We start from the raw sequence: 24,150 nt of genomic DNA on the forward strand, positions 1-24,150 counted from the left end.
ACGTCCGCCGCCGTCGCCCGGTCGTCCCTCGGCGACGAGGAGTTGAACGGCCTCGCGATGCTCGTGCCGCCGAAGGTCGCCAGGTACGCGCCGCTCGCGGGCGCGTTCGCCTTCGGCCTCTTCGAGGGATGGCTGCTCGGCCGGGTGCTGACGCGCGAGAAGCAGCAGGCGCCGCGCGGGAGGATCCGATGAACCACTACGACGCTGAGACCGACCGCACCTACTCCCGCGCGGGCTTCGGCGCCCCGGTCCGACGCGGCGGTCGCCCGGCGCTGGTCGTCGTCGACCTCACCCGCGGCTTCACCGAACCGGACTTCCCTTCCGGGTCCGACCTCACCGGCGTCGTCGCCGCGACCTCCGCGCTCGTCGAGGCGGCGCGGCCCGCCGGGGTCCCCGTGCTCTGGACGGCGATCGCCTACAGCCCCGCCGAGGCCACGGGCCACTCGGTGACCTGGCTGGAGAAGGCCCAGGGGATGCGCGCGCTGGTGGAGGGGAGCGAACAGGTCGCGCTCGACCCGCGGTTGCCGCGCCGGGAGGAAGACCTGCTCGTGGTCAAGAAGGGCGCCTCGGCGTTCTTCGGCACCTCGCTCGCCGCCGCCCTCACCGGCCTCGGTTGCGACACCGTCCTCGTCTGCGGCGCCACCACCAGCGGTTGTGTGCGCGCCACCGCGGTCGACGCGGTGCAGTACGGCTATCCGGTGCTGGTGCCGCGCGGCTGCGTCGGCGACCGCGCGCGGGGGCCGCACGACGCCGCCCTCTTCGACATCCAGGCGAAGTACGGCGACGTCGTCGACGACGCGGAAGCCCTCGACTACCTGCGCGGGCTGCCGCCGATCGCTACCGCCTGACCCGACCGACTCCACGCACCGTCCCGCACCACCGTCAGGAGCAGCAGTGTCCCTGCCCGTCCACGCCACACCGCCCGACCGCTTCCTCACCCCGGAGGCGCTCGCCGACCTCGCCGACCTCCCTGCGCGCAGCCGCTGGGTACGCGCCGGCACCCTCCCGCTGCACCTTCTCGACTACGGCGGGGACGCACCCCCGCTGCTGATCCTCCCCGGCATCACCAGCCCGGCCGTGACGATGAACTTCGTGGCACGCCGACTCACCGACCTGGTCCGCCCGTTGGTCCTCGACGTCCGCGGCCGCGGCCTCTCCGGCGACGGCGAGGGGTACTCGCTGACGGAGTACGCGACCGACGTCGAGGCGGTCGTCGACGGCCTCGCGCTCGACCGGCCGCTGCTCCTCGGCCACTCGATGGGCGCCCGGATCGCTGCTGCCACCGCGGTGCGCGGCACCGTCGAACTCTCCGGCACCGTGCTGGTGGACCCGCCGACGAGCGGCCCCGGGCGCGGCGCCTATCCGACGACCCGGGAGGCGTTCCTCGGCCAACTCGCCGAGGCGCGGCGCGGCACCGACGCCGAGGAGGTCGGCCGCTCCTGGCCCCGCTGGCCGCTGCGGGAGCGCGCGCTGCGCGCCCGGTGGCTCGCGAGCTGCGGCGAGGCGGCGATCATCGGCACCCACGAGGGTTTCGAGACCGAGGACTTCTTCGACCTCTGGCCCGACGTCCCGGGCCCGGCGGCGCTGCTGTACGGCGCGGACAGCCCGGTGGTGCCCGCCGAGGCCGCCGCGGAGGCCGCACGCGCCCTCCCCGCGGCGACATTCCGGGAGATACCGGACGCCGGGCACATGGTCTTCTGGGACAACCCGGAAGCCTCCCTCGACCTGCTGCGCCAGACGCTGCGCGGCCTCCTCGACTGAGCGGCCGGCCGGCTGTCGGGCGCCCGCTCGAGGGCCCAACTGCCGTGCTTAAGTGGGCTCATGGCTGACAACACCCCCCCTGCTGCGCGCTCGGAGAGCGCGCCACCGGCTGCGCTGACCGCCGCGCCCGGATACCAGGTCAGGCGGCTGTACCAGGCGTACCTCGCCGTCTGGCTGCACACCGTCGACGCCACGCTGACCGGACCGCAGTTCGCGGTCCTCACCGCGGTGGACGCCGATCCGGGTCAGGACCAGTCGTCCATGGCCTCCGCCGTCGCGCTCGACACCTCCACCATGGCGGACGTCGCACGGCGGTTGGAGCGCCGCGGCCTGCTGGAGCGCCGCACGGCCGCCGCCGACGGCCGGCGCAAGCTGCTCTACCTCACGGAACTCGGCGCCCGGACCCTCCGTGAGGCGCACCACCGCGCACGGGAGTTGGACGAGTCGCTGCTCGCGCCGTACCCGCCCGCGCGCCGTACCGAGCTCCTCGCGGAGCTGACCGCTCTCGCCGACCACTGGGTTCAGTTGGCCGACGAATCCTGACCCCCGGAGGACCCCGTGACAGACCACCACATCGGCATGATCGTGCCCAGCTCCAACCTGACGATGGAGGACGAGCTGCCGCGCATGCTGCGCGCCCGACAGGAGGAGCTTCCGGAGGACAGGTTCCTCTTCCACAGCAGCCGGATGCGGATGCAGCACGTCACGCCGGAGCAACTGCGGGCGATGAACGCGCAGACCGAGCGGGCGGCGCTCGAACTCGCCGACGCCCGGCCGGACGTGGTGGCCTCCGCCTGCCTCGTCGCGCTGATGGCGCAGGGTCCCGGCTACCACTGCACCGCCGAGCGGGAGATCGCCGCGGGTCTGCGTGCGGGCGACTGCGCGGCGCCCGTGCTGTCCAGCGCCGGGGCGCTGTTGGGGGCGCTGGAGACGCTGGGCGCCCAGCGGGTCGCGCTCGTCGCCCCGTACATGAAGGAGCTCACCGGCAAGGTCGTCGACTACATCCAGGACGCGGGCGTCAAGGTCGTCGACTCGCTCAGCCTCCAGGTCCCCGACAACCTCGACGTCGCCCGCCTCGATCCGGACGACCTGCGCACCCACTGGCAGCACCTCGACCTCACCGACGCCGGCGCGATCGTCCTCTCCGCCTGCGTGCAGATGCCCTCGCTCTCCGCGATCCAGCACGTCGAGGACGCCTCGGGGCTCCCCGTCCTCTCCGCCGCGACGGCGACGGTGCACGGTCTCCTCACCGCTCTCGGGCTGCGCCCCTACGTGCCGAACGCGGGGCGTCTGCTCGCCGATCGGGGCTGAACCCGGCGAAACGGGTGCTTCCCGTCGTACGTCACTTCTCCGACGCCGCGCGCCCCGCTCCTTTGCGGGGGCGCGGCGGGGGAGTGGGCACGGGGCGTCCGCCGGGGACGCCCGCACGTCGGGCGTCCCCGGTCGCTCGCCTCGACTCGCCGGTGAGAGCGGTGACGACGAGGACCGTCCTCCCTGAGCAGACCCGGACCCGCCGCTGCGTCGACGGGGGTCGACGTGGTGCGCGTCGCAGGCCGCCATCCGTCGGTCCGCCCGGCTGCCGTGCCCCTGAAGACCCGCAAGGGTGCGAGGCACTCCGCAAACAGGACGCCACTTCGCGGCGCAGCCGCCGACATGCCTGCCTCCCAGGCCGTTGAGTCCACGTGGCCCCGACGACCCCCGGCGCGCCCCGCTTCACCGACGCGGTGCAGGTGCGTGGAGGCCGTCCGGCTCGGGGGCCGATTGTCGGAGCGGTCTGCTAAGACTGGGCGGGTGAGCAGCGAGGACGAGCGGGAGGGCGGGGCGCCGCCCGAGCAGTTGGCGTTGATCCGGGAGACGGTGCGGAAGAAGCGTGCGCCGAAGGCGAAGCCCCGGACGTGGCGCGGCGTGGAGCCGGCGTCCGAACTGCCCGTGGCCCGGGTCCTCGTGGACAAGGGACTCGTCCACCTCGACCGGTACTTCGACTACGCCGTCCCCGCCGCCATGGACGAGGAGGCACAGCCCGGGGTGCGGGTGCGGGTGCGGTTCGGGGCGGGGGAGCGCGAGGGACGGCGCGAGGGCGGCAGGCTCACGGGCGGCTTCATCGTGGAGCGGGCGGCCCGCAGCGACTTTCCGGGGGCGCTCGCGCCGCTCGCACAGGTGCTCTCCACCGAGCGCGTCTTCACGCCCGAACTCCGGGAGCTGTGCCGGGCGGTCGCCGACAGGTACGCCGGATCGCTCGCCGACGTCGTGCAGTTGGCGGTGCCGCCGCGGGTGGCGCGGGTGGAGAAGAAGCCGTCGCCCGAGCGGCTTCCGCCGCCCGCGGCGCCCGAGCCCGGCGGTTGGTCGCGGTACGAGGAGGGCCCCGGGTACCTGGCGGCGCTGGAGCGCGGGGAGGCGCCCCGTGCGGTGTGGACGGCGCTCCCCGGCGCCTGGCCCGAGGAGCTGGCCCGCGCGATGGCCGCGACGCTCGCCGGGGGCCGCGGCGCGCTCGCGGTCCTGCCCGACGGGAGGGCGGCCCGGCGCGTGGACGCCGCGCTGACGGAGCTGCTCGGCGCGGGGCACCACGCCCTGCTCACGGCCGACGCCGGCCCCGACGCGCGGTACCGCAGATGGCTCGCGGTGAAGCGCGGGGCCGTACGCGCCGTCGTCGGTACGCGGGCTGCGATGTTCGCGCCCGTACAGCAGTTGGGGCTCGCCGCGATCTGGGACGACGCCGACCTGGCCCACAGCGACGACCATGCGCCGCAGCCGCACGCCCGCGAGGTGCTGCTGCTCCGCGCGGTCCACGAGCGGTGCGGGTTCCTGCTGGGGGCGCACGGGCGCACGGTCGAGGCGGAGCAGCTCGTGGAGTCCGGATGGGCGGGCGAGCTGGTCGCACCGCGCGGTGTGCTGAGGGAGCGTGCGCCGCAGGTGCGCACGGTCGGCGAGGGGGACGAGGCGCGGGACGCGGCAGCCCGTGCCGCGCGGCTGCCGAGCGTCGCGTGGCAGGCCGCCCGCGAGGGGCTGGCGTCGGGCCCCGTGCTGGTGCAGGTGCCGCGGCGCGGCTACGTACCGGGGCTGGCGTGCGAGCGGTGCCGCGAGTCGGCGCGGTGCGCCCGGTGCGCCGGGCCCCTGGAGCTGACGGGGAGCGAGGAGCCGCCCCGCTGCCGCTGGTGCGGGACGCGGGAGCCGTGGCGGTGCCCGTCCTGCGGCGGGGCGCGGCTGCGCGGCCGCGTCTTCGGAACGCTGCGCACGGCCGAGGAGTTGGGGCGCGCCTTCCCCTCCGTGCCGGTGCGCACTTCGGGCGGCGACCACCTCCTCGACGACGTCCCTGACGCCCCTGGCCTGGTCGTCGCCACCCCCGGCGCCGAGCCGCCGACGCGCGGGTGCGGATACGCGGCCGCGCTCCTCCTCGACGGTTGGGCGCTCCTCGGCCGCGCCGACCTGCGCGCGGGTGAGGAGGCGCTGCGGCGGTGGCTCGGCGCGGCGGCGCTGGTGCGCGGGAGCGAGGACGGCGGGCGGGTCGTCGTGGTCGCGGACGCGGCGCAGCGGCCGGTGCAGGCGCTGGTGCGGTGGGACCCGTCCGGCTTCGCGGCACGGGAGTTGGCCGAACGCGCCCAGCTCGGTTTCCCCCCGGTCTCCCGGATGGCGGCCGTGAGCGGGCGTCCCGAGGCGGTCGCCGGACTGCTCGCCGGCGCCGAACTCCCCCCGGAGAGTGAGGTGTTGGGCCCGGTCGCACTACCGGTCGCGGAGTCCCCGCGGACGCGCAGGGTGGGCGGTCCGCCCGTCGGAGAGGCGTGGGAGCGCGCTCTGGTGCGCGTGCCGCCCGGGTCGGGGGCGGCGATGGCGGCGGCGTTGAAGACGGCCCAGGTGCAGCGGCTGACGCGGCGGGAGGGGCCGCCGGTGCAGATCAGGGTCGACCCGATCGACATCGGATGACGGTCCGGGCCCGGGCCGAACTGCACCGCCGCGCCTGGAGGTTGCTCTTCGCGCGGCGACGCCTCCCGGGCAGGACGGGGCGCACGGCGTGCGGGACCCTGACGTACCGCCGAGTCCCGCACGCCCGCCCTCAGCCCGTGCGGGGCCCCGGGAAGGCGCCGGTCCGCGGTTCGCGGGAGGACTCCCTGGCCGGCCCCGAGGACTGCGCGGGTACGGAGGGTGCCGTCGCGGGGCGCGGTGCCTCGGCCTCGGGCGCGGTCCGCGGTTCGGACGCGGTGTCGCGCGCGGGGGCGCGCCGTGCGCCGTAGCGCCGGTGGACGGCCTGCTTGGTGACGCCGAGAGCCGACCCCACGGCGTCCCAGGAGAAGCCGAGCGAGCGGTCGAAGTCGACGGCTGCGGTGACGAGCGTCTCGACGCTGTCCCGGAGTTCCTGGGCGAGCCGGACAGTCGGGGCCGGCGCCCTGCCGTAGACGACGAAACCGGTCGAGGGGCCCGTACGCCTGGGGCGGTAGACGTTGCCGAGCTGCGCGGTGAGGGTGCGGAGGGCGTCGACCTGGCGGCGGACCCGTTCGATGTCCCGTACCAGGAGGTGCAGGGTGGCCCGGGCCTGGGCGTCGTGCGTTACGTGATCGGCCATGAAGGAGCCTCTCGAACCGGCTGTACAAGTGGGGGGCGAGACCGGACCGCGAAGCGGTCGGAATCGGTCAATCTGACTTGACCAACGCATGAGCGGTCACTGTGGTCACGCTGCTGGGGCGTGTGCTCAACGGAGGTGGGGCGCGTCGGGGTTGGCTCGCGCCGTACGAGCGCCGGGCGTACCCGGGCGCTCGTCACGCGGGCTCGTACCGGCCGCAACGGCGCCCTTGCGCTTACCTAGACTGGTGCGCCCGGCCGCTGCGGTCGGCCCCGCTCGCCAGCCGTCCTCCGAGAGGTAGTCCGCCACCGATGAGGCTCGTCTTCGCCGGCACCCCCGAGGTCGCCGTCCCCGCCCTCGACACACTGCTCTCGTCCGCGCGCCACGAGGTCGCCGCGGTCGTCACCAGGCCGGACGCGCGCGCCGGGAGGGGGCGCAAGCTCGCCCCGAGTCCGGTCGCCGAGCGCGCGGCCGAGGAGGGCATCGAGGTCCTCAAGCCGGCGAAGCCCGGGGACGCCGAGTTCCTCGCGCGGCTGCGGGAGATCGCGCCCGACTGCTGCCCCGTCGTCGCCTACGGGGCGCTGCTGCCCAAGCGCGCCCTCGAAGTCCCGCGGCACGGCTGGGTGAACCTGCACTTCTCGCTCCTCCCCGCCTGGCGGGGCGCGGCCCCCGTGCAGCACGCGCTCCTCGCGGGCGACGAGGTCACGGGTGCCTCCACCTTCCGGATCGGCGAGGGACTCGACGACGGCCCCGTCTACGGCGTCGTCACGGAGGAGGTCCGCCGCACCGACACCAGCGGCGACCTGCTCACCCGGCTCGCGCTCGCCGGAGCCGGCCTGCTCGGCGCGACGATGGACGGCATCGCGGACGGCACGCTCGAGCCGAAGCCGCAGCCGGCCGAGGGCGTCTCGCTGGCGCCGAAGCTCACCGTCGAGGACGCGCGGATCGACTGGAGCGCGCCCGCGCTCCGTATCGACCGGGTGGTGCGCGGCTGCTCGCCCGCGCCCGGCGCGTGGACGCTCTTCCGGGGGGAGCGCCTGAAGGTACGCGCGCTCGCTCCGGACGCCGAGGCCGCGCCGCTCCCCTCGGGAGAGCTCCGGGTGGGCAAGCACTCCGTCCACGTCGGCACGGGCTCGCAGCCCGTCGCTCTGGAGTGGGTGCAGCCGCAGGGCAAGAAGCCCATGGCGGCGGCGGATTGGGCCCGCGGGCTGCGGCTCGCCGACGGAGCCCGGCTCGGCGAGTAGGCACGGGCGCTGCCGCCGGCGCGGGCGCCCGCGCCGGTGCTCCGCCGTCCGACGTAGGCTGGGGCGTACGCAGAACCCTCTCCCGCCCTTGCGGGACCCAGTACCCCCGGAGCACCTTCACCCGTGAGCACCCGGCAGCAGCGTCCAGCCAAGCCCTACCGGCGCCCCCGCCGCGACCCCGTCCGCATCCTCGCCTACGAGGCGCTGCGCGCCGTCGACGAGCGTGACGCCTACGCCAATCTGGTCCTCCCACCGATGCTCAGGAAGGCGCGCGACAAAGGGGAGTTGGACGAGCGCGACGCCGCCCTGGCGACCGAGCTCGTCTACGGCACCCTGCGCCGCCAGGGCAGCTACGACGCGGTGATCGCGGAGTGCGTCGACCGCCCGCTGCGCGAGGTGGACCCGCCGGTGCTCGACGTGCTCTCGCTCGGCGCCCACCAGTTGCTCGGCACGCGCATCCCCCCGCACGCGGCGGTGAGCGCGACGGTCGAGCTGGCTCGCGCCGTGCTGGGGGACGGCCGCGCGAAGTTCGTCAACGCCGTGCTCCGGCGCATCTCGGCGCGCGGATACGACGAGTGGCTCGCCCGGGTCGCCCCACCGCTCGACGAGGACCCGGAGGAGCACCTCGCCGTCCACCATGCGCACCCGCGGTGGATCGTCTCGGCCTTCTGGGACGCGCTCACCGCCGCGGGCACGGGCGAGGCGACGGCCGAGCAGGTCGCCGAGGCGCTGGAGGCCGACAACGAGCGCCCCGCCGTCACCCTCGTCGCGCGCCCGGGCCGCGCCACCCGGGACGAGCTCCTCAACGGCACGGCCACCGCGGGCAGTTGGTCGCCGTACGCGGCGCACCTCGACGAGGGCGGCGAGCCGGGAGCGCTCGACGCGGTGCGCGAGGGGCGCGCCGGCGTGCAGGACGAGGGGAGCCAACTCGTCGCGCTCGCCCTCGCGGCCGCGCCCGTCGACGGCGACGACCGCGCCTGGCTCGACGTCTGCGCGGGCCCCGGCGGAAAGGCCGCGCTGCTCGCCGCGCTCGCGGCCGAGCGCGGCGCCGGACTCGTGGCGGCGGAGAAGCAGCCGCACCGCGCGGGGCTCGTCGCGCGGTCGCTCGCCGGCAACCCCGGGCCCTGCACGGTGGTCACCGCCGACGGCACGCGCCCGCCGTGGCAGCCCGGCAGCTTCGACCGCGTCCTCGTCGACGTGCCGTGCTCGGGCCTCGGCGCGCTCCGCCGGCGCCCCGAGGCGCGGTGGCGCCGCCGGCCCGAGGACCTCCAGGGGTTCGCGCCGCTCCAGCGGAGCCTGCTGCGCGAGGCGCTCCGCGCGGCGCGCCCCGGCGGCGTCGTGGCGTACGTGACCTGCTCGCCGCACCTGGCGGAGACCCGCCTCGTCGTGGACGACGTCCTGGAGCGGCTCCCCGACGGCCTGGCGGCCGAGCGGCTTGACGCGCGTCCGCTGCTGCCCGGCGTGCCCGGCCTCGGCGACGGTCCCGACGTCCAGCTCTGGCCGCACCTGCACGGCACGGACGCGATGTACCTCGCCCTGCTGCGGCGTACGGCCTGACGGCGGGCGGCCGACGCTGCCCGGTGCGGGGACGGTCGGGGTGCCGTGCACGGGTCGGCGAGGACCGCGGTGGTCCGGCGGCTCATGACGACCAGGCCGGGAGACGCGGGGGTGCACCGCCGCAGAGACCGGCTTGTGCTCCGGTGCGCGGCCCCCGGGCCGCCGACTTCCCGGCGCGCGGTGTGAGCGGGTCCGCCGGAGAGATGTCCGGCCGGTAACGGATCGATGGCCGTACGGCAACCGCCCGGACTCGGGCTGTCGCGGCAACGAGTTCGCGCAATTCGCGGAGGTGTCGCCGGCGGTTCCGAACCGGCGGCGTCGGCTATTCCAGGTGAGCGGCGGCCAATTCGGAAGGCTGCAAAGGAGTTCGGCCGTGCGGCAGGACCGGCGGGTTGCGGAGGATTCGCACGGCGTATTCGGGCAGTGAATTCCGCGAAGGCTCCCGTCGGGCCTGCTCGGCGCGGAGACCGCGCCGAGCAGGCCCGCGAGGGGCGACCGTGCCGTGCCCCTCCTGGCGCCCGGCAATTCGCGGCCGGGCCCGGCCGCCCGCGCCGATATTTCCTGGACAGCGGATCGCACCCGGACCGTTTCCCCGGCGGTTTTCCCGGGGTCGGCAAAAGCTTTGTACCGGTCCGCGCAAAGTGCCCGAGCAAATCCCGCTGCACGGCTCTGACCTGCGGCTTCGTGATAGGTTTCAGGTATGGCTCAGATCAACCCCAGCATCCTTTCCGCGGACTTCGCCAACCTCGCCGCAGAGGCGGAGGCGGTGCAGGGTGCTGACTGGCTCCACGTCGACGTGATGGACAACCACTTCGTCCCCAACCTCACGCTCGGCGTGCCCGTGGTCGAGTCGCTGCACAAGGCGACGCGGACCCCGCTCGACTGCCACCTGATGATCGAGGAGCCGGACCGCTGGGCCCCCGCGTACGTCGAGGCGGGCGCCGGCTCCGTCACCTTCCACGCGGAGGCGGCCGCCGCGCCGGTGCGACTGGCGCGGGAGCTCCGGACGAAGGGGGCGCGCGCGTCGATGGCGCTGAAGCCGGCGACGCCGGTCGAACCGTACGAGGACCTCCTCCCCGAGCTCGACATGCTGCTGGTGATGACGGTCGAGCCCGGCTTCGGCGGGCAGGCGTTCCTCGACATCATGCTCCCGAAGATCCGCCGCACCCGGCAGTTGATCGAGAAGCACGGCCTGGAGATGTGGCTCCAGGTCGACGGCGGCGTCTCGGCCGAGACCGTCGAGCGGTGCGCGGAGGCAGGGGCCGACGTCTTCGTCGCCGGGTCCGCCGTCTACAGCGCCGAGGACCCGGCTGAGGCGGTGCGCGTACTGCGCGCGCAGGCCGAGAACGCGCGCCACACCTGCCGTTGAGCGCGTACGAACAGGCTCCGGGACCGGGGCAATCTGCAAGGATGAACGCGCGGCGCCAGAGCGCGCAGAGTGCGCACAAGGCAAGACTGTGAGGTGAATGCGGTGTCGTCGGGCCGAGCCACGCGTATGGGACCCGCCGAGCTGATGCAGGCGGCGGCGATGGCGCGCCGCTTCTACCTGGAGGGGAAATCCAAGATCCAGATCGCCGACGAGTTCGGCGTCAGCCGCTTCAAGGTGGCGCGTGTGCTGGAGACGGCGCTCGAACGCGACCTGATCCGGATCGAGATCCGGGTGCCGGCCGAGCTCGACGCGGAGCGCTCCGACGCGCTCCGCGCCAAGTACGGCCTGCGGCACGTCGTGGTCGTCGAGTCGCCCGCCGAGGCTGCGGACGACGCCGCCGACCCGGAGAACCTCGGCGAGGTGGCGGCCGACCTGCTCGGTGAACTCGTCACCGAGGGGGACGTCCTCGGCCTCGCGTGGGGGCGCTCCACGATCCACATGGCCGCGGCGCTGCGGCAGCTTCCGCCGTGCACCGTCGTCCAACTCACCGGTGTCTACGACGCCGGTACCGCCGACCGCGGCTCCGTCGAGGCGGTACGCCGCGCGGCCGAGGTCGCGGGCGGCGAGGCCCACCCGATCTACGCGCCGATGCTTCTCCCCGACGCGGGCACGGCGGCGGCGCTGCGCAGCCAGACGGGCATCGCGCGCGCCTTCGACTACTTCGACAAGGTGACGGTGGCGGCCGTCTCGATCGGCTCCTGGGAGCCGGGCATCTCCACCGTCCACGACATGCTCAGCGACACCGGGCGGGAGCACTACTCCTCGCTCGGCGTCGCGGCCGAGATGTCGGCCCACCTCTTCGACTCGGCGGGCCGGAGGATCGGCAGGGACCTGGGGGAGCGCTGCATCACCGTCGAGGCGGAGCGGCTGCGGCGCATCCCCGAGGTCGTGGCGATCGCCGGTGGTCAGCGCAAGTCGGCCGCGATCGGCGCCGTCCTCCGCTCCGGCCTCGTGACGAGCCTCGTCACCGACACCGCCGCGGCCGACGCCCTCCTCCTCGGCGAACAGCCGGGCCCCCGCCCGGCGTTGGAGCGCAAGGACCCCGACGGCGCGGCCCTGCACAGCTGACCCCCAGGGAGCGCACGCGCGCCCTGGGGCGCGCGGCGCTTCCGCCGCTGCGGGCTTCCGGGGCACAACTCTCGTACGCCGTCGGGGGGTCGGGCAGTCCGGTGGCGACGCCGCTGCCGGCACGTCTGCTCGCGCGGGGGAGGGCCCCTGCCGCAGCGACCGGCTGTTTGCGACGAGGGCCCGGCCGAAGGACGATTCGGCCTCCGGGCGCAGGTGACGACGGCTCCCTCTCTCCGGGACGGTGCGGACGCGAGCCGGACTGCGGCTCCGCGACGGTGTCTTCGTGCAGCCGTGGAGACTCCAGCCGCTGGTGACGAAGCGTCAGCGAACGTCCTCCTCAAGCCCTCTTGCTGCAAAGCCCGTTGGCCGCGGCTCCCGAAGACGGCACGCTGCACCCGGTCGCACGGCTGGCCCCTTCGCCGATTCTGCGCCGAAATCGGTCCCTCGGTATGGCGGCCCCGGCCGCGCACCGCACGTCCGACAACGCGGCGACCCCGACGCGGCGCCCGGCCGCGCTGATCCGACACCGCCCCGCCGCATCGCTACGGTCCGAACGGCGCACCTCTGCGGGACGCGGCCTTGCCCCGGCCGGAACCGGCGAATGACGGGCCCAACCGCCCGAACGCCACGAGACGTTGCGGCCGCTCCTTCCCACGGCTCCGCGCGCCGGCGCGCGGGCTGTTCGCGCGCGGCCTTCCGCGTAACCCAACTGACCGAGATCAGGCGCCGATTCACACCCCGGCAACAAAGATGCGTTAAGAAAGCGTTAATATACTTCCCGTCCTGGGCCGCAGGCGGCTGGCCCCGCACCCGTTCGAGGAGGCAAGCGCAATGACCACCCGCAGCACGAAGTTGCCCGGGGTGGGCACGCAGTACGACATCTCGACCCGCGCGGGCCGCCGCGTCTCGGTCGTCGCGCATCAGGACGGGCGTCGCTTCCTCGCCTTCTACACGCCGGACGATCCGGACGCCTGCCAGGCCACGGTCCCGCTCGACCCGGACGAGGCCGGCTCGCTCGCGAAGATCCTCGAACCGGGGGAAGCGCAGACACCCGGGCTCGGCGCCTGCGGCCTCGATATCGACCTGGTCACCGTCCGCATCCCGCTCACCGGTCACTCGCCGTACAGCGGCGAAGTGTTGGGGGAGACGAAGGCCCGCACGAGGACCGGCGCCTCGATCGTCGCCGTCCTCCGGCGGACCGGTCCCGTCCCCTCGCCGACGCCGGACTTCCGGCTGGAGGCCGGTGACGTGCTGGTCGCCGTCGGCACCAGAGAGGGCGTGGACGAGCTGACCCGGATCATCTCCGGAACCTGAATCGCCGAAAAGCAGCACCGCCGGACTCCCGGCTCACCCGATCCCCACTCGTCAGAGGAGGCGTCGAGCACACCGCTCATTACTCGAACCCCCTTATGCGGCAAGGGGGTTCACCCGCATCTGCGGCGCACCCCACGGCGCCGTGACCGGTCCAGAGGTCCGGTCACCCGACGACCGACAACCCGACGACCGCGAGAACCCGAACGCATCGACGGAGCACGCGCGCACCGCCACCGCCACGCGCGGCGCGGCCCGGCGGCGCGTCCGCACCGCGGCCGCGCCGGGACGAGCAACTGCCCAGTCGACAAACCGACCGACAAACCCGCCTGACGAAGGAGCCTGCACAGGAGCCTGACGGAAGGTAAGCGACCAGCCGGACAGTACCGGCAACGCGGGAGAGGGGCCCCCTATATGCACGAAACCACCGTCCTCCTGATCGAGTTGGGCGCAGTCATCCTCGGCCTCGGGCTCGTGGGTCGGCTCGCCGGCCGCATCGGGCTTTCGCCGATCCCCCTCTACCTGCTCGCCGGGCTCGCCTTCGGCCAAGGGGGTCTCTTCCCGCTCACCGCGAGCGAGGAGTTCATCAGCGTCGGCTCGGAGATAGGCGTCATCCTGCTGCTGCTCCTCCTCGGACTGGAGTACAGCGCCTCCGAGTTGGTGACCAGCCTCAAGACGCAGTACCCCTCGGGGATCGTCGACTTCCTCCTCAACGCGCTCCCCGGCGCCGTCGCCGCCCTGCTCATGGGGTGGGGCCCCGTCGCCGCCGTGGCGCTCGCCGGCGTCACCTGGATCTCGTCCTCGGGCGTCATCGCCAAGGTCCTCACCGACCTGGGACGGCTGGGCAACCGCGAGACGCCTGTCATCCTCGGTGTCCTCGTCATGGAGGACCTCTCCATGGCCGTCTACCTTCCACTGCTCACGGCGCTCGTCGCGGGTCTCGGCCTCGCCGGTACCAGCGTCGCGCTGCTCGTGGCGATCGGCACGGTCGGCATCGTCCTTTTCGTCGCGCTGCGCCACGGACGGTTGATCAGCCGCGCGGTGAGCTCGGACGTACCGGAGATGCTGCTCCTCGTGGTCCTGGGGCTGACGCTGCTCGTCGCGGGGCTGGCGCAGAAGCTCCAGGTGTCGGCCGCCGTCGGCGCCTTCCTCGTCGGGATCGCGCTCTCGGGCGAGACGGCGAAGAACGCGCGGAGCCTGCTGAGTCCGCTGCGGGATCTCTTCGCCGCCGTCTTCTTCGTCTTCTTCGGGCTGAGCACCGTGCCGGCCGACATCGTGCCGGTGATCGTCCCCGCGCTGATCCTCGCCGCCGTGACCACCGTGACCAAGATCGCGACGGGCTCCTACGCGGCACGTCGTGCCGGGGTGGCCCTGCCGGGACGGCTCCGCGCGGGCGCGGGGCTGGTGGCCAGGGGGGAGTTCTCCATCGTCATCGCGGGGCTCGCCGCGGGGGTCGACCACAGACTGGTGCCGCTCGCCACGGCGTACGTGCTGATCATGGTGATCGTCGGTCCCGTCGCGGCCCGTTGGACGGAGCCCACGGTCCGTCGCCTCCGGCGCCTGCTCGCGCGGTCCCCCGCGTCCGCGGCGCCGGAGACCGTGCCGCAGCAGACCGAAGGGGCGCCGCCCGCCGTCCCGCGCTGAGCGGTCCCGGCGGTGCAGCACACCGAGCCGCCGCTCGCGCTCCGTACGCGCCCGCGCACGGATCGCGAGCGGTGGCCCGGTGCTCCGTAGGAAGGCACAGCGCCTCCGCGCGCACCTTCGGTCGATCGTCTGTTCGCGGTCTCTCGCTGCGGCGTGGGAGACTGAAGTACGTGCGTTTCCTCAATGACCAGCAGCCGCAGTACGACCTGACGTACGACGACGTCTTCATGGTCCCGAACCGTTCGACGGTCGGTTCCCGGCAGGGAGTCGACCTCTCCACGCCGGACGGGACGGGGACCACCATCCCCCTCGTCGTCGCCAACATGACGGCGATCGCGGGCCGCCGCATGGCCGAGACCGTCGCCCGCCGCGGGGGGCTCGTCGTCATCCCGCAGGACATCCCGCTCGACGTCGTCACCGACGTCATCCACTGGACGAAGCGCCGCCACCTGGTGCTCGACACCCCCATCACCCTCGACCCGTGGCAGACCGTCGCCGACGCGCTCTCCCTCCTCCCCAAGCGGGCGCACGGCGCCGGCATCGTGGTGCGGGACGAGCGGCCCGTCGGGGTCGTCACGGAAGCGGACCTGACCGGGGTCGACCGCTTCACCCAGCTCTCCGAGGTGATGTCGTCCGAACTGCTGGTCCTCGACGCCGAGATCGACCCGCGCGAGGCCTTCAACCGCCTCGACGGGGCGCACCGCAAGCTCGCGCCCGCCGTCGACAAGGACGGCCGCCTCGTCGGCATCCTCACGCGCAAGGGCGCCCTGCGCGCGACGCTCTACACCCCCGCCACCGACGACCAGGGACGGCTGCGGGTGGCGGCGGCCGTCGGCATCAACGGGGACGTGGCGGGGCGCGCCCGCGCGCTCCTCGACGCCGGTGTCGACACGCTCGTCGTCGACACCGCGCACGGCCACCAGGAGCGGATGGTCGAAGCGCTACGGGCCGTGCGGGCGCTCGGTCCCGAGGTACCGCTCGTCGCGGGGAACGTGGTCTCGGCCGAGGGGGTGCGCGACCTCGTCGAGGCGGGGGCCGACATCGTGAAGGTCGGCGTCGGGCCCGGCGCGATGTGCACCACGCGGATGATGACGGGCGTCGGCCGGCCGCAGTTCTCCGCGGTGCTCGAATGCGCCACCGAGGCGCGGAAGTTCGGCAAGCACGTGTGGGCCGACGGCGGCGTACGGCACCCGCGCGACGTCGCGATGGCGCTCGCGGCCGGGGCGTCCAACGTGATGGTCGGCTCGTGGTTCGCCGGCACCTACGAGTCGCCGGGGGATCTCCAGCTCAGCTCCGAGGGGCGCCCCTACAAGGAGTCCTTCGGCATGGCCTCGGCGCGTGCGGTGCGCCACCGCACCAGCGAGGAGTCGGCGTACGACCGGGCGCGCAAGGCCGTCTTCGAGGAAGGGATCTCCACCTCGCGGATGTTCCTCGACCCGACCCGCCCCGGGGTCGAGGACCTCATCGACTCGGTCATCGCCGGGGTGCGCTCCTCCTGCACCTACGCGGGCGCGGCGACCGTCGAGGAGTTCGCCGAGCGTGCGGTCGTCGGCATCCAGAGCGCCGCCGGATACGCGGAGGGCAAGCCGCTGCACGCCAGTTGGTGAGCCCGGGCCCCGCTCCCTTGCGGCGTCAGCGGGGGAGCGGGGTGAGCAGGCAGCGAGCCGTCGTCCCGGCGTCGGCGTCGAGCCGCTCGGCCAACTCCGCTGCGAGCGACGGCGCGGCGCGCAGCTCCCACAGTGCACGGAACGCCGCCCATGCGCCGCGGAGCGCCCGATCGAGGCTCCAGGCGCCGACGAGATGGGCCAGCGGCTCCGTGACGACGAGGGCCTCGGGGCCCGTCGTCAACTCCTCGCGCACCCGCTCCTCGACTCCGGCGAGCAGTTCCCCGATGCGCGCGTAGTCGCGTTCGATCGCCGGCGGTTCGAGGCCGTCGAGCCGGCAGGTCTCCAGCAGCGCCAGCGGGAGGTCGTGCGCCGCCATCGCGTGGACGCCGCTCAGCGCGAACTGCACTCCGCGCACGGACGGGTGGCGGCGCGAGCGGAGGAGCGGGCGCCAGCACGCGGGGAGCGCGGCGCCGGTGTCGTCGGCGGCGAGCGCGTCGAGGTACCGGCGGGTGAGGCGTGCCGCGAGCGCGCCCGCGGCGGGGCTCGGCTCCTCGAAGGACTCGATCGCGGCGAGGTAGAGCCAGTTGAAGAGGACGAGGCCGTCGTCCGTGCGGAGGGACCGTGTGGCGGCGCGCAGCGCGTGCGCGGAATCGGCAAGAGGCGGTGGGGGAGCCGGGGGCTGGCTCGTGGTTGTCGTCATGGACGCACAGTTGCAGAGTCGGCACGGTGCGTAGGCGGGAGAGCGGTGCATGTAGCCCGCACGAGGGAAGGGGTGGGTTCCGGGGTGACGGAACTCCTGCCTCCGGGAGTGCGGTCCCGGTGCCCGACCCGGTTACCGGGCGAGGGCCGTTCCCGCTCCCGAGTACCGCGTGCCGGCCGACCTTTCGGCGTCGACGAAGCGGCCGTCGGCCGGCACCGGCAGGGGTCTTCTCGCCTCGGACGACTTCTTTCTCCGAGCCGGCGTTGTCAGAGGTGCTGGCTAGCGTCCGTCCCATGAACACAGGCGACACCACCACGGTCCGACTCGACGCCCTGCGCGCCGAGTCGGGGACGGCCACCAGGGCGTCGGCCCGCAAGGCGGTCAGCGGGCTCGTCCTGCTCGTACGCGCGGCGGTCGTCCTCGCCGTCCTCGGGCTACTGGGCAGGCGGAGCCGGGAAGCGGAGCGGTACGACACCGTGGTGCACCGGCTGCGGGTTCGCGGGTGGGGATCACCCGTGAGTGACGCCCCGCGGGCGCTCCGCGTCGGAGCGGTCCCGCACCGCTCCCCGAGGCGCCCGCCTCCGCCGTGTCGCTGCCCGGCGGGAGCGGAGCCGGGGCGGCGAGGCACCCGTCGGGCTTCCGGGGCGGGGTCCTCCGGCGGCGGAAGCGACCTCGGCGGGCGACCGGCGGCGGAGGGGGACCCGCCGCGGGCGGACGCCGGTGCGCAACGGCCTTGCCGGGCGCGGCTCGGGCGTCTGCTGCTCGGCCGTGCGGGTGCGGTCGCCGAGCCGGGCTGTGGCGAGCACCGCGAGCACACCGAGCCCCGCGCCGGCCCAACTGAGCCGGGTCACCGAGACGGTGAGCGGCATCCAGGAGGCCATCAGGCCGACGGCGACGGCGGGCACCCCCGAGCCGAGGTAGAAGAGGAGGTGGAGCGCGGCACCGGTGCCGGCGCGCTGCTCGGCCGGTGTCCGCGCGTCGACCGCCCGCGCGGCTCCGCTGAACGCCAACCCGTGCCCCGCGCCGACGAGCACGGCCGCGCCGAGCGTGGCCGGCAGCGAGGCGGCCCCCGTCGCGGCGAGGAGCAGCAGGCTCACGGTGACGGCGGCGACGCCGAGCCGCTGCGCGGCGCCGGGATCGCAGCGCCGGCCGGCGAGTTGGGCGAGCAGCGACAGGGTCAGCACCGCCCCCAGCACCCCGCCGCTCAGGGCCGGGTCGTCGCTGCGCAGAGTGCGCTCCAGCAGGGCGGGCACCAGGGCGAGGTAGATCCCCACGCCGGCCCAGACGAGGAACCCGTTGAACCCCGCGGCGAGGAAGAGCTTCCGCGCGCCCGGCGCGATGCGCGGCCAAGTCGGGCGCCACCGCGCCGAGTCGACGGGGCACGGCGCAGGGCCCGGCACGGTGCGCAGCCGCCACCACCCCCACGCCAGCAGGGCGAGGTGGAGCGCGTACGGGGCGACGAGCGGCCCTGGCGCGTAGCGGGCGAGCGCCCCGGCGACGGCCGGACCCAGTGCGGTGCCCGCGGTGAAGGCGAGGCTGGTGAGGAGCGGCCCGCCGACGCGTCCCGTGACCGTCCGGTGCCGGGCGATGAGCGCCTGTGCTGCGCCCGTCGCGGCCCCGAGCGCCAGCGCCTGGCCGACGCGTCCGGCGAAGAGCCATGCCGGGGAGGTGGCGAAGAGGAAGCAGCACGAGCCCGCTGCGGCGAGCAGTACGCCGAGCCGCAGCAGCGGTCGACGCCCCAGGTGGTCGGCTGCGGGGCCGCAGAGCAGCAGAGCAGGGGCGCTGACCAGAGCGAACGTGGCGAAGAGCAGCGTCATCACGAGGTCGTCGTAGCCGAACAGGCGCTGGTAGTCCGGGTAGAGCGGGCTCGGCAGGTAAGCGCCGGCCGTGAGCACCACGACGAGCAGGACGGCCGTGCGCACCGTCCGTCGATCGACGTGCTCCGCGGGCATCCGCGCACGCAGCATGCGGCGCGGTCGATCCCGCGGATTCGAAGGGGCGACGACGGTGTGGTTCCGGAGGGCGCTTCGCGCCGTTGCACAACGCTCATCAGTCACGTCGGTCAGTGTGCGTCCGAACGACCAGCGAGCGGAATCAAACGATTCCGCTCGCAACCGTGCAGAATTCTTGCATGATTGATTCCCGGCTCCGCATCCTCCAGATGGTCGCCGAACACGGCACCGTGACCGCCGCCGCTCGGGCGCTGCACTACACGCCGTCCGCGGTCTCCTACCAACTGCGGCAGCTCGCAGCCGAGTTGGACGTCGACCTGCTGGCTCACCAAGGCAGAGGCATACGCCTGACCCATGCGGCCCGCGTCCTGCTGCGCCACGCGGAGCGCCTCCAGGAGCAGTGGGAGCTCGCCCGCAGCGAACTGGCCGCCGCCGGCACGGAGCCGAGCGGGCAGGTCACGCTCTGCGGCTTCTCCACCGCGGCGAGCCGTCTGCTGCCGCCCGCGGCGGCCGGGCTCCGCGACGCACACCCCCACCTGTCGGTGCGCATCATCGAGGCCGAACCGGACCGCTGCTTCGACCTGCTCCTCACCGAGGAGGCGGACCTCGCCCTCCTCGTGGTGACGGCGGACTCGCCCCCCATGACCGACGAGCGCTTCGACCAACGGCCGCTCCTCGACGACCCGTTGGACCTCGTCGTCCCCCGCGACCACCCTCTCGCCCGGCGGCAGCGGGTCACCCTCGTCGACGCCGCGAGGGAACCCTGGATCGTCGGCAACCCGGCGTCGACCTACCACCAACTCGTCCTCGCCGCCTGCATGAGCGCGGGGTTCACACCGCACATCGCGCACTACTCGGACGAGTGGGACACCGGTATGGCGCTCGTCGCCCACGGCTTCGGCGTCGTCCTCGTGCCCCGCCTGGCGCAGCTGCGCGAGGACGCGCCACTGGCACGCCTGCCCCTGCACGGGGATTCCGCACCGGCCCGCCGCATCATGGCCGTCACCCGTCTCGGAGCCCGGGAGAACCCCACGCTCACCCACGCCGTCGAGACGATCTCCGCGACGGCCGCGCAACTGCTGCCGGAGCGTTGACGGGCGCCGCCGGGCGTCGGCGCGCGGTGGTCAACGGCTCGTAGGGCGTGGGATGTCCAGGGCTCGGCCGGTGCGGTGGTCCGGACTCGCAGCGGGGCTCGCACGGGTGCGTCGCGAGGTGCATCCCGCTGACCGACGGCGGCTGTTAGCGGCGCTTCGTCGTCCCGCCGACGTTCGCCGGTCCGGGTGCCGACCGGCTCCTGGGCGGGCGGACGGCAACTCTTCCCACACGGCGCCGCTTTGCGGCGTGCACAGTCGCGTTCGGCTCGTGCAGGTGCTCCGTCGGCCGGCCGGAGGGCGCGCCGGCCGATGCCGTGCCGTCGGGTTCAGGAGTCGGCTGGCGCGGTGAGCGGTGCGGTGACCTCTGTCAGGAGACGGGCCGCCGCTGCCGGTTCGACGAGCCACTTGAGGTGGCTGCCCTCGAGGGTGCGGACCGTGTACGGGTTGGTCGGCGTCAGCTCGTCGCCCTCGCGGATCAGCCGGTCCTGCACGGCGAGCGGCATGCTCGCGTCGTCGGTGAGGCGTACATAGGTCTTCGGGATGCGGCCCCAGGTGTCAGCCTGCGCGCGGTCGGCGGGGCCGCCGATGTCGAGGTTCTCGTCGGGCTGGAAGGTGTTGAGGAAGGCCAGGAACTCCTCGTCGGTGCCGTCGGCGAGCATGGCGGCCTTGAGCGCCGCGAGGGCTTCCGGGTCCGCGGTGCGGAAGTTGGAGCGGAGCAGGCCGAGTTGGGCCGGATCGCCGACGACCGCGGCCGCCAGGCCGGCGGTGTCGGCCGTCGCCATCTCGGGCTCGGCGTGGTACTCGCCGACGTCGAGGGCGGTCGGGCACCAGGCAGAGACGTAGACGAGGTGGTCGATCAGGTCGGGCCGTGCGTTGGCCGCGGCCGTCGCCGTGATGCCGCCGCGGCTGTGCGAGACGAGGACCACCGGGCCGTTCCGCTTGGCCCGCTCCAGCACGCCCGTCAGGTGCGCCGTGTTGTCGCCGAGCGTGACGCCCTCGATCGAGCCCGGTGCGGTGGCGAGGGCGTCCGCGTCCTGCGGTGCCTGGTAGGCGCGCGGGTAGGTGGCACCGAAGCCGTGGCCCGGGAGGTCGACGCCGACCGAACGGTGCCCGAGGAGGCCGAGTTCCGCCTGGAGCGGCGCGAACGAGAAGGAGTTGGCGAAGGCGCCGTGGACCAGGACGAAAGTCGGTTGCATCTCTCTGCTCATTCTCCGGCCGGCGAGGCGCGGCGGGTGCGCGCCGTCTTCCGTGCCTGCGCCGAGTGGTCGATCGCCGGGGCGACGGGCGCTCACGGACGGCTGCCCGTGCGCACCGGGTGGTCACACTAGCCACGGGAGGACAGCCGCACTACTGGTGCGAGTCGTTCCACTTGTGCGCGTCCTTCCTTCGGACGCAGCAAAACGCGGCCGGGGGCGGGTAGTTGACGAGGGCCCCGCACTGCGACACGTCGCCGTCCCGCACGGAGCGGCCCACGGCGCGACCTGCTCCGCCGGGACACGGCCCCCGGGAGGGCGCGTGGGCGGCGGAGTCGACTCCGCCGCACGCCGTGCGGTGCGGGCTCAACGCCCGGCGCGCTCTCCGCAGTTCGCCCTCAACCTTTCACCGACACTTCCGGTTCCCGGTGGCCGGGGCGTAGCTGCTGGTGCGAGGGCGCACGCGGTAGCCGGTGTCGACGACGCGGCCCGCGAAACCGGCGGTGCAGCACGGGGCCGCACCGCCGGTCGACCTCAGTGCCCGCTGTCGAGTTCGGCCATGAGCGGCGCCGGGTACCGGTCCCCGCGAGCGGCACCGCGGGGTACGAGAGCCTCGATCCGAACGCATTCGTCCCCGGTGAGCGAGAGGCGCGCGCTGTCGACGAGCGTCTCCACCTGTCCCGGCCGCCGTGCGCCGACCACCGGCACCACGTCGTCGCCCTGCGCGGCGACCCAGGCGACGGCGAGTTGGGCGACGGTGGCGTCCTTCTCGGCCGCGAGTTTCTCCAACCGGGCGACGAGTGCGCGGTTGTGGTCGAGATTGGCGGTCTCGAAGCGGGGGAAGGCCGCGCGTTTCGCCGTGGCCGTCCGTGCGCCTCCGATCAGGCCTTTCGACAGCACCCCGTAGGCGGTGACGCCGACGCCCAGTTCGCGGCACGTGGGCAGGACGCGCTCCTCGACATCGCGGCTCAGCAGCGAGTACTCGATCTGCACGTCGGAGAGGGGCGCGACGGCTGCGGCGCGGCGGATCGTGTCCGCGCCCACTTCGCTCAGGCCGATGTGGCGCACGTAGCCCTTCTCGACCAACTCGGCGAGCGCACCGACGGTTTCCTCGATCGGCACGGCCGGGTCGAGGCGGGCGGGGCGGTAGATGTCGACGTGGTCGACGCCGAGCCGCTGCAAGGTGTAACCGAGGAAGTTGCGGACGGCTTCGGGCCGGGCGTCGTTTCCACCGTGCTCGCCGCCCGGGCCGCGCAGGGCGCCGAACTTGACCGAGAGCACGACGTCCTCCCGGGCGCGGCCGTTCAACGCCCTGCGGATCAGCCACTCGTTGTGCCCCGAGCCGTAGAAGTCCCCGGTGTCGAGGAGGGTGCCGCCGGCGTCTAGGTAGGCGTGGACGGTGCGCACGCCCTGCTCGTCGTCGGTGGGGCCGTACCCGCCGGAGAGGCCGAGGCATCCCAGCGCCGGCGAGGTGACGGTGGGACCTGTGCCGCCCAGGCGGCGGAGGTTGAGTTCGGATGTCATGCCGTCACCGTGCGCCGCTGCCTGCCTGGGCACCAGGGAAGGCTCATCCAGGGACGGGCCGTCCCTGGCGGACCCGCCCGGCTCGGCGGAGAGTGGACGCCATGACCGACCGTGCCGGACTCGCCGACTTCCTCCGCCGCCGCCGAGCGCTCCTGCGCCCCGCCGATGTCGGCCTGCCCGAGGGGATGCGGCGCCGCGCAACAGGACTGCGCCGGGAGGAGGTTGCGCAACTCGCGGGCATCTCCTGCGACTACTACGCCCGGATCGAGCAGTGCCGCGGGCCGCACCCGTCCCGGTCGGTCGTCTCGGCGCTGGCCCTCGCCCTCCGCTGCGACCTCGACGAGCGGGACCACATGTTCCACCTCGCCGGCCTGGCCCCACCGTCGCGGCGCGCGGGCAGGCACGTGCGCCCGGGCCTCGTCAGCCTGGTCGCTCACCTCACGGACGTACCGGTGTTCGTCTGCACGGACCTCGACGAGGTGCTCTGGCAGAACGGGCTCGCCGACAGCGTGCTGGGCACGATGCCGGCGCACTCCGGCCGCTCGCGCAACTTCTGCTGGCGCTGGTTCACCGACCCCGCGATGCGCCGTAGAAGCCCCGAGGAGGAGTGGCACCGTCATTCGACCGCCCACGTCAACGACCTCCGCGCGACGCACGCGCGCCGGGGCACCGACTCGGACGTGGCGTCCCTCGTGCGCGATCTCACCGCGCACAGCGCGGAGTTCCGCACCCTGTGGGAGAAGCACGAGGTCGCTGTGCGCCGTTCCGACCGCAAGAGCGTGCTCCACCCCGAGGCAGGGCTGCTGCAACTCAACTGCGAGGTGCTGCTGACCCCCGAAGCCGACCTCAAGGTGGTGGCGCTCTTCCCGATCGAGGGCACGGACGCCCGGGACAAGCTCCGGCTGCTGCGCGTCATCGGCTCGGAGGAGTTCCGGCCGGCCACCTGACGTCGGCCCCCGGCGTGCAGCCATGCGCCTCCCTCGCCGAGCCGGGCAGTGCCCACAGACGACCGCCGGAGAACCGCCATGCCCGCAGACGTACCGGCCCGCACGACAACGGAGCGCGACCGATGCCGGACCCTCATCCGCCGCTTCATGAACCGAGAGGGCCTCGACGCGCTCCTCGTCTTCGGCGAGCACGAGGACGCCGGTCCTGCGCCGGTCTCCTACGGCACCTGGTTCGCCCATGGCCGCCCGGGACGACCGTGATCTTCGCAAGGGACCGCCGGCCGGTGTGCCTGTTCCCGATGGAGCTGTCCACCATGGACCACCTCCTCGCGCAGGGGCGACGCCGTGTGGATACCTCCCCGGGGCGTCCGCGTCTCCCGGCACTCCGCAGCCGTCGTCGAGACCCTCACCGAGCTCGGACTCGCGCGCGGAACCGTCGGTGCCGCCGGCCATGAGCCGGTGTTCGTCCGCTTCGGCGGCCGGCACGCCCAGCATCAGGTGACGATCGTGCTCGGGAGGTTCCCGAGGAGCTGGAGCGCGCTGCGGGACCCGCGTGTGCGGCCTACG

19 protein-coding genes and 1 pseudogene are annotated in these 24,150 nt (G+C 74.2%); 15 read left to right on the top strand and 5 right to left on the bottom strand.

The window, feature by feature from the left end:
• The 6 genes and pseudogenes from UWG_RS29320 to UWG_RS0102010 all read left to right on the top strand — a co-directional run.
• Nucleotides 1–192 (top strand): annotated as a pseudogene (locus UWG_RS29320) (SRPBCC family protein); the annotation flags it as partial.
• Complete coding sequence (locus UWG_RS0101990) at nt 189–848, top strand: isochorismatase family protein (RefSeq protein WP_016905528.1); 660 nt, start codon at nt 189–191, stop codon at nt 846–848. The pseudogene UWG_RS29320 and the gene UWG_RS0101990, both read left to right, overlap by 4 nt.
• Before the next feature lie 46 nt (nt 849–894).
• Entirely contained in the window at nt 895–1,761 is an 867-nt protein-coding gene (locus UWG_RS0101995) for an alpha/beta fold hydrolase (RefSeq protein ID WP_016905529.1), read from the top strand.
• 60 nt (nt 1,762–1,821) lie between these two features.
• Nucleotides 1,822–2,304: a MarR family winged helix-turn-helix transcriptional regulator gene (locus tag UWG_RS0102000; RefSeq protein ID WP_016905530.1), complete on the top strand. Its 483-nt coding sequence runs from the start codon at nt 1,822–1,824 to the stop codon at nt 2,302–2,304.
• Between the two features lie 15 nt (nt 2,305–2,319).
• Nucleotides 2,320–3,072 (top strand): maleate cis-trans isomerase family protein, encoded by a 753-nt coding sequence (locus UWG_RS0102005; RefSeq protein WP_016905531.1) that lies wholly within the window; start codon nt 2,320–2,322, stop codon nt 3,070–3,072.
• Between the two features lie 480 nt (nt 3,073–3,552).
• Nucleotides 3,553–5,679 (top strand): primosomal protein N', encoded by a 2,127-nt coding sequence (locus tag UWG_RS0102010; protein WP_016905532.1) that lies wholly within the window; start codon nt 3,553–3,555, stop codon nt 5,677–5,679.
• A 130-nt stretch (nt 5,680–5,809) separates the two neighbouring features.
• Here the strand turns inward: UWG_RS0102010 and UWG_RS0102015 are convergent, their stop codons facing one another.
• Nucleotides 5,810–6,316, bottom strand: coding sequence for a hypothetical protein (locus tag UWG_RS0102015; protein ID WP_016905533.1), 507 nt, complete (start codon nt 6,314–6,316; stop codon nt 5,810–5,812).
• A 308-nt stretch (nt 6,317–6,624) separates the two neighbouring features.
• Between UWG_RS0102015 and fmt the strand changes: the two genes are divergently transcribed.
• The 7 genes from fmt to UWG_RS0102050 all read left to right on the top strand — a co-directional run bounded on the left by fmt (nt 6,625) and on the right by UWG_RS0102050 (nt 16,173).
• Nucleotides 6,625–7,557 (top strand): methionyl-tRNA formyltransferase, encoded by a 933-nt coding sequence (fmt, locus tag UWG_RS0102020; protein ID WP_016905534.1) that lies wholly within the window; start codon nt 6,625–6,627, stop codon nt 7,555–7,557.
• Nucleotides 7,558–7,680: 123 nt separating this feature from the next.
• Nucleotides 7,681–9,114, top strand: coding sequence for an RsmB/NOP family class I SAM-dependent RNA methyltransferase (locus UWG_RS0102025; RefSeq protein WP_016905535.1), 1,434 nt, complete (start codon nt 7,681–7,683; stop codon nt 9,112–9,114).
• A 700-nt stretch (nt 9,115–9,814) separates the two neighbouring features.
• The gene (gene rpe / locus UWG_RS0102030) at nt 9,815–10,483 is read left to right on the top strand and encodes a ribulose-phosphate 3-epimerase (RefSeq protein WP_016905536.1); all 669 of its coding nucleotides are present in this window, start codon (nt 9,815–9,817) and stop codon (nt 10,481–10,483) included.
• A gap of 126 nt (nt 10,484–10,609) precedes the next feature.
• Nucleotides 10,610–11,611: a sugar-binding transcriptional regulator gene (locus tag UWG_RS0102035; protein ID WP_016905537.1), complete on the top strand. Its 1,002-nt coding sequence runs from the start codon at nt 10,610–10,612 to the stop codon at nt 11,609–11,611.
• Nucleotides 11,612–12,442: 831 nt separating this feature from the next.
• Nucleotides 12,443–12,925 (top strand): cation:proton antiporter regulatory subunit, encoded by a 483-nt coding sequence (locus UWG_RS0102040; protein ID WP_016905538.1) that lies wholly within the window; start codon nt 12,443–12,445, stop codon nt 12,923–12,925.
• A gap of 411 nt (nt 12,926–13,336) precedes the next feature.
• Entirely contained in the window at nt 13,337–14,566 is a 1,230-nt protein-coding gene (locus UWG_RS0102045; protein ID WP_016905539.1) for a cation:proton antiporter, read from the top strand.
• Between the two features lie 170 nt (nt 14,567–14,736).
• Complete coding sequence (locus UWG_RS0102050; RefSeq protein ID WP_016905540.1) at nt 14,737–16,173, top strand: GuaB1 family IMP dehydrogenase-related protein; 1,437 nt, start codon at nt 14,737–14,739, stop codon at nt 16,171–16,173.
• A gap of 25 nt (nt 16,174–16,198) precedes the next feature.
• Here the strand turns inward: UWG_RS0102050 and UWG_RS0102055 are convergent, their stop codons facing one another.
• Together UWG_RS0102055 and UWG_RS0102065 are read right to left on the bottom strand one after the other, a co-directional pair.
• Nucleotides 16,199–16,873 (bottom strand): DUF5995 family protein, encoded by a 675-nt coding sequence (locus UWG_RS0102055; protein WP_016905541.1) that lies wholly within the window; start codon nt 16,871–16,873, stop codon nt 16,199–16,201.
• 509 nt (nt 16,874–17,382) lie between these two features.
• Nucleotides 17,383–18,825, bottom strand: coding sequence for an MFS transporter (locus UWG_RS0102065; protein ID WP_237719957.1), 1,443 nt, complete (start codon nt 18,823–18,825; stop codon nt 17,383–17,385).
• A 179-nt stretch (nt 18,826–19,004) separates the two neighbouring features.
• Between UWG_RS0102065 and UWG_RS0102070 the strand changes: the two genes are divergently transcribed.
• The gene (locus UWG_RS0102070; protein WP_016905543.1) at nt 19,005–19,919 is read left to right on the top strand and encodes a LysR family transcriptional regulator; all 915 of its coding nucleotides are present in this window, start codon (nt 19,005–19,007) and stop codon (nt 19,917–19,919) included.
• 326 nt (nt 19,920–20,245) lie between these two features.
• Here UWG_RS0102070 and UWG_RS0102075 read toward each other — a convergent pair whose 3' ends face one another.
• Nucleotides 20,246–21,115 (bottom strand): alpha/beta fold hydrolase, encoded by an 870-nt coding sequence (locus UWG_RS0102075; RefSeq protein WP_016905544.1) that lies wholly within the window; start codon nt 21,113–21,115, stop codon nt 20,246–20,248.
• A gap of 531 nt (nt 21,116–21,646) precedes the next feature.
• Nucleotides 21,647–22,636, bottom strand: a complete 990-nt coding sequence (locus UWG_RS0102085) for an aldo/keto reductase (protein ID WP_016905546.1) — start codon at nt 22,634–22,636, stop codon at nt 21,647–21,649.
• Nucleotides 22,637–22,737: 101 nt separating this feature from the next.
• On the opposite strand from UWG_RS0102085, the gene UWG_RS0102090 reads away from it, so the two are divergent.
• Nucleotides 22,738–23,583, top strand: a complete 846-nt coding sequence (locus UWG_RS0102090; RefSeq protein ID WP_016905547.1) for a helix-turn-helix transcriptional regulator — start codon at nt 22,738–22,740, stop codon at nt 23,581–23,583.
• The last annotated feature ends 567 nt before the right edge of the window (nt 23,584–24,150 follow it).

The sequence above is a fragment of the Streptomyces xiaopingdaonensis genome (assembly GCF_000262345.1).
Taxonomy (GTDB): Bacteria; Actinomycetota; Actinomycetes; order Streptomycetales; family Streptomycetaceae; genus Streptomyces; species Streptomyces xiaopingdaonensis.

What these genes read in the sequence shown, in the direction of transcription:
- UWG_RS0102045 (WP_016905539.1), top strand. Translation starts at nt 13,337, where the DNA reads ATGCACGAAACCACCGTCCTCCTGATCGAGTTGGGCGCAGTCATCCTC.
- UWG_RS0101990 (WP_016905528.1), top strand. Translation starts at nt 189, where the DNA reads ATGAACCACTACGACGCTGAGACCGACCGCACCTACTCCCGCGCGGGC.
- UWG_RS0102065 (WP_237719957.1), bottom strand. Translation starts at nt 18,825, where the DNA reads ATGCCCGCGGAGCACGTCGATCGACGGACGGTGCGCACGGCCGTCCTG.
- UWG_RS0102000 (WP_016905530.1), top strand. Translation starts at nt 1,822, where the DNA reads ATGGCTGACAACACCCCCCCTGCTGCGCGCTCGGAGAGCGCGCCACCG.
- fmt (WP_016905534.1), top strand. Translation starts at nt 6,625, where the DNA reads ATGAGGCTCGTCTTCGCCGGCACCCCCGAGGTCGCCGTCCCCGCCCTC.
- UWG_RS0102090 (WP_016905547.1), top strand. Translation starts at nt 22,738, where the DNA reads ATGACCGACCGTGCCGGACTCGCCGACTTCCTCCGCCGCCGCCGAGCG.
- UWG_RS0102055 (WP_016905541.1), bottom strand. Translation starts at nt 16,873, where the DNA reads ATGACGACAACCACGAGCCAGCCCCCGGCTCCCCCACCGCCTCTTGCC.
- UWG_RS0102075 (WP_016905544.1), bottom strand. Translation starts at nt 21,115, where the DNA reads ATGCAACCGACTTTCGTCCTGGTCCACGGCGCCTTCGCCAACTCCTTC.
- UWG_RS0102085 (WP_016905546.1), bottom strand. Translation starts at nt 22,636, where the DNA reads ATGACATCCGAACTCAACCTCCGCCGCCTGGGCGGCACAGGTCCCACC.
- UWG_RS0102070 (WP_016905543.1), top strand. Translation starts at nt 19,005, where the DNA reads ATGATTGATTCCCGGCTCCGCATCCTCCAGATGGTCGCCGAACACGGC.
- UWG_RS0102040 (WP_016905538.1), top strand. Translation starts at nt 12,443, where the DNA reads ATGACCACCCGCAGCACGAAGTTGCCCGGGGTGGGCACGCAGTACGAC.
- UWG_RS0102035 (WP_016905537.1), top strand. Translation starts at nt 10,610, where the DNA reads ATGGGACCCGCCGAGCTGATGCAGGCGGCGGCGATGGCGCGCCGCTTC.
- rpe (WP_016905536.1), top strand. Translation starts at nt 9,815, where the DNA reads ATGGCTCAGATCAACCCCAGCATCCTTTCCGCGGACTTCGCCAACCTC.
- UWG_RS0102015 (WP_016905533.1), bottom strand. Translation starts at nt 6,316, where the DNA reads ATGGCCGATCACGTAACGCACGACGCCCAGGCCCGGGCCACCCTGCAC.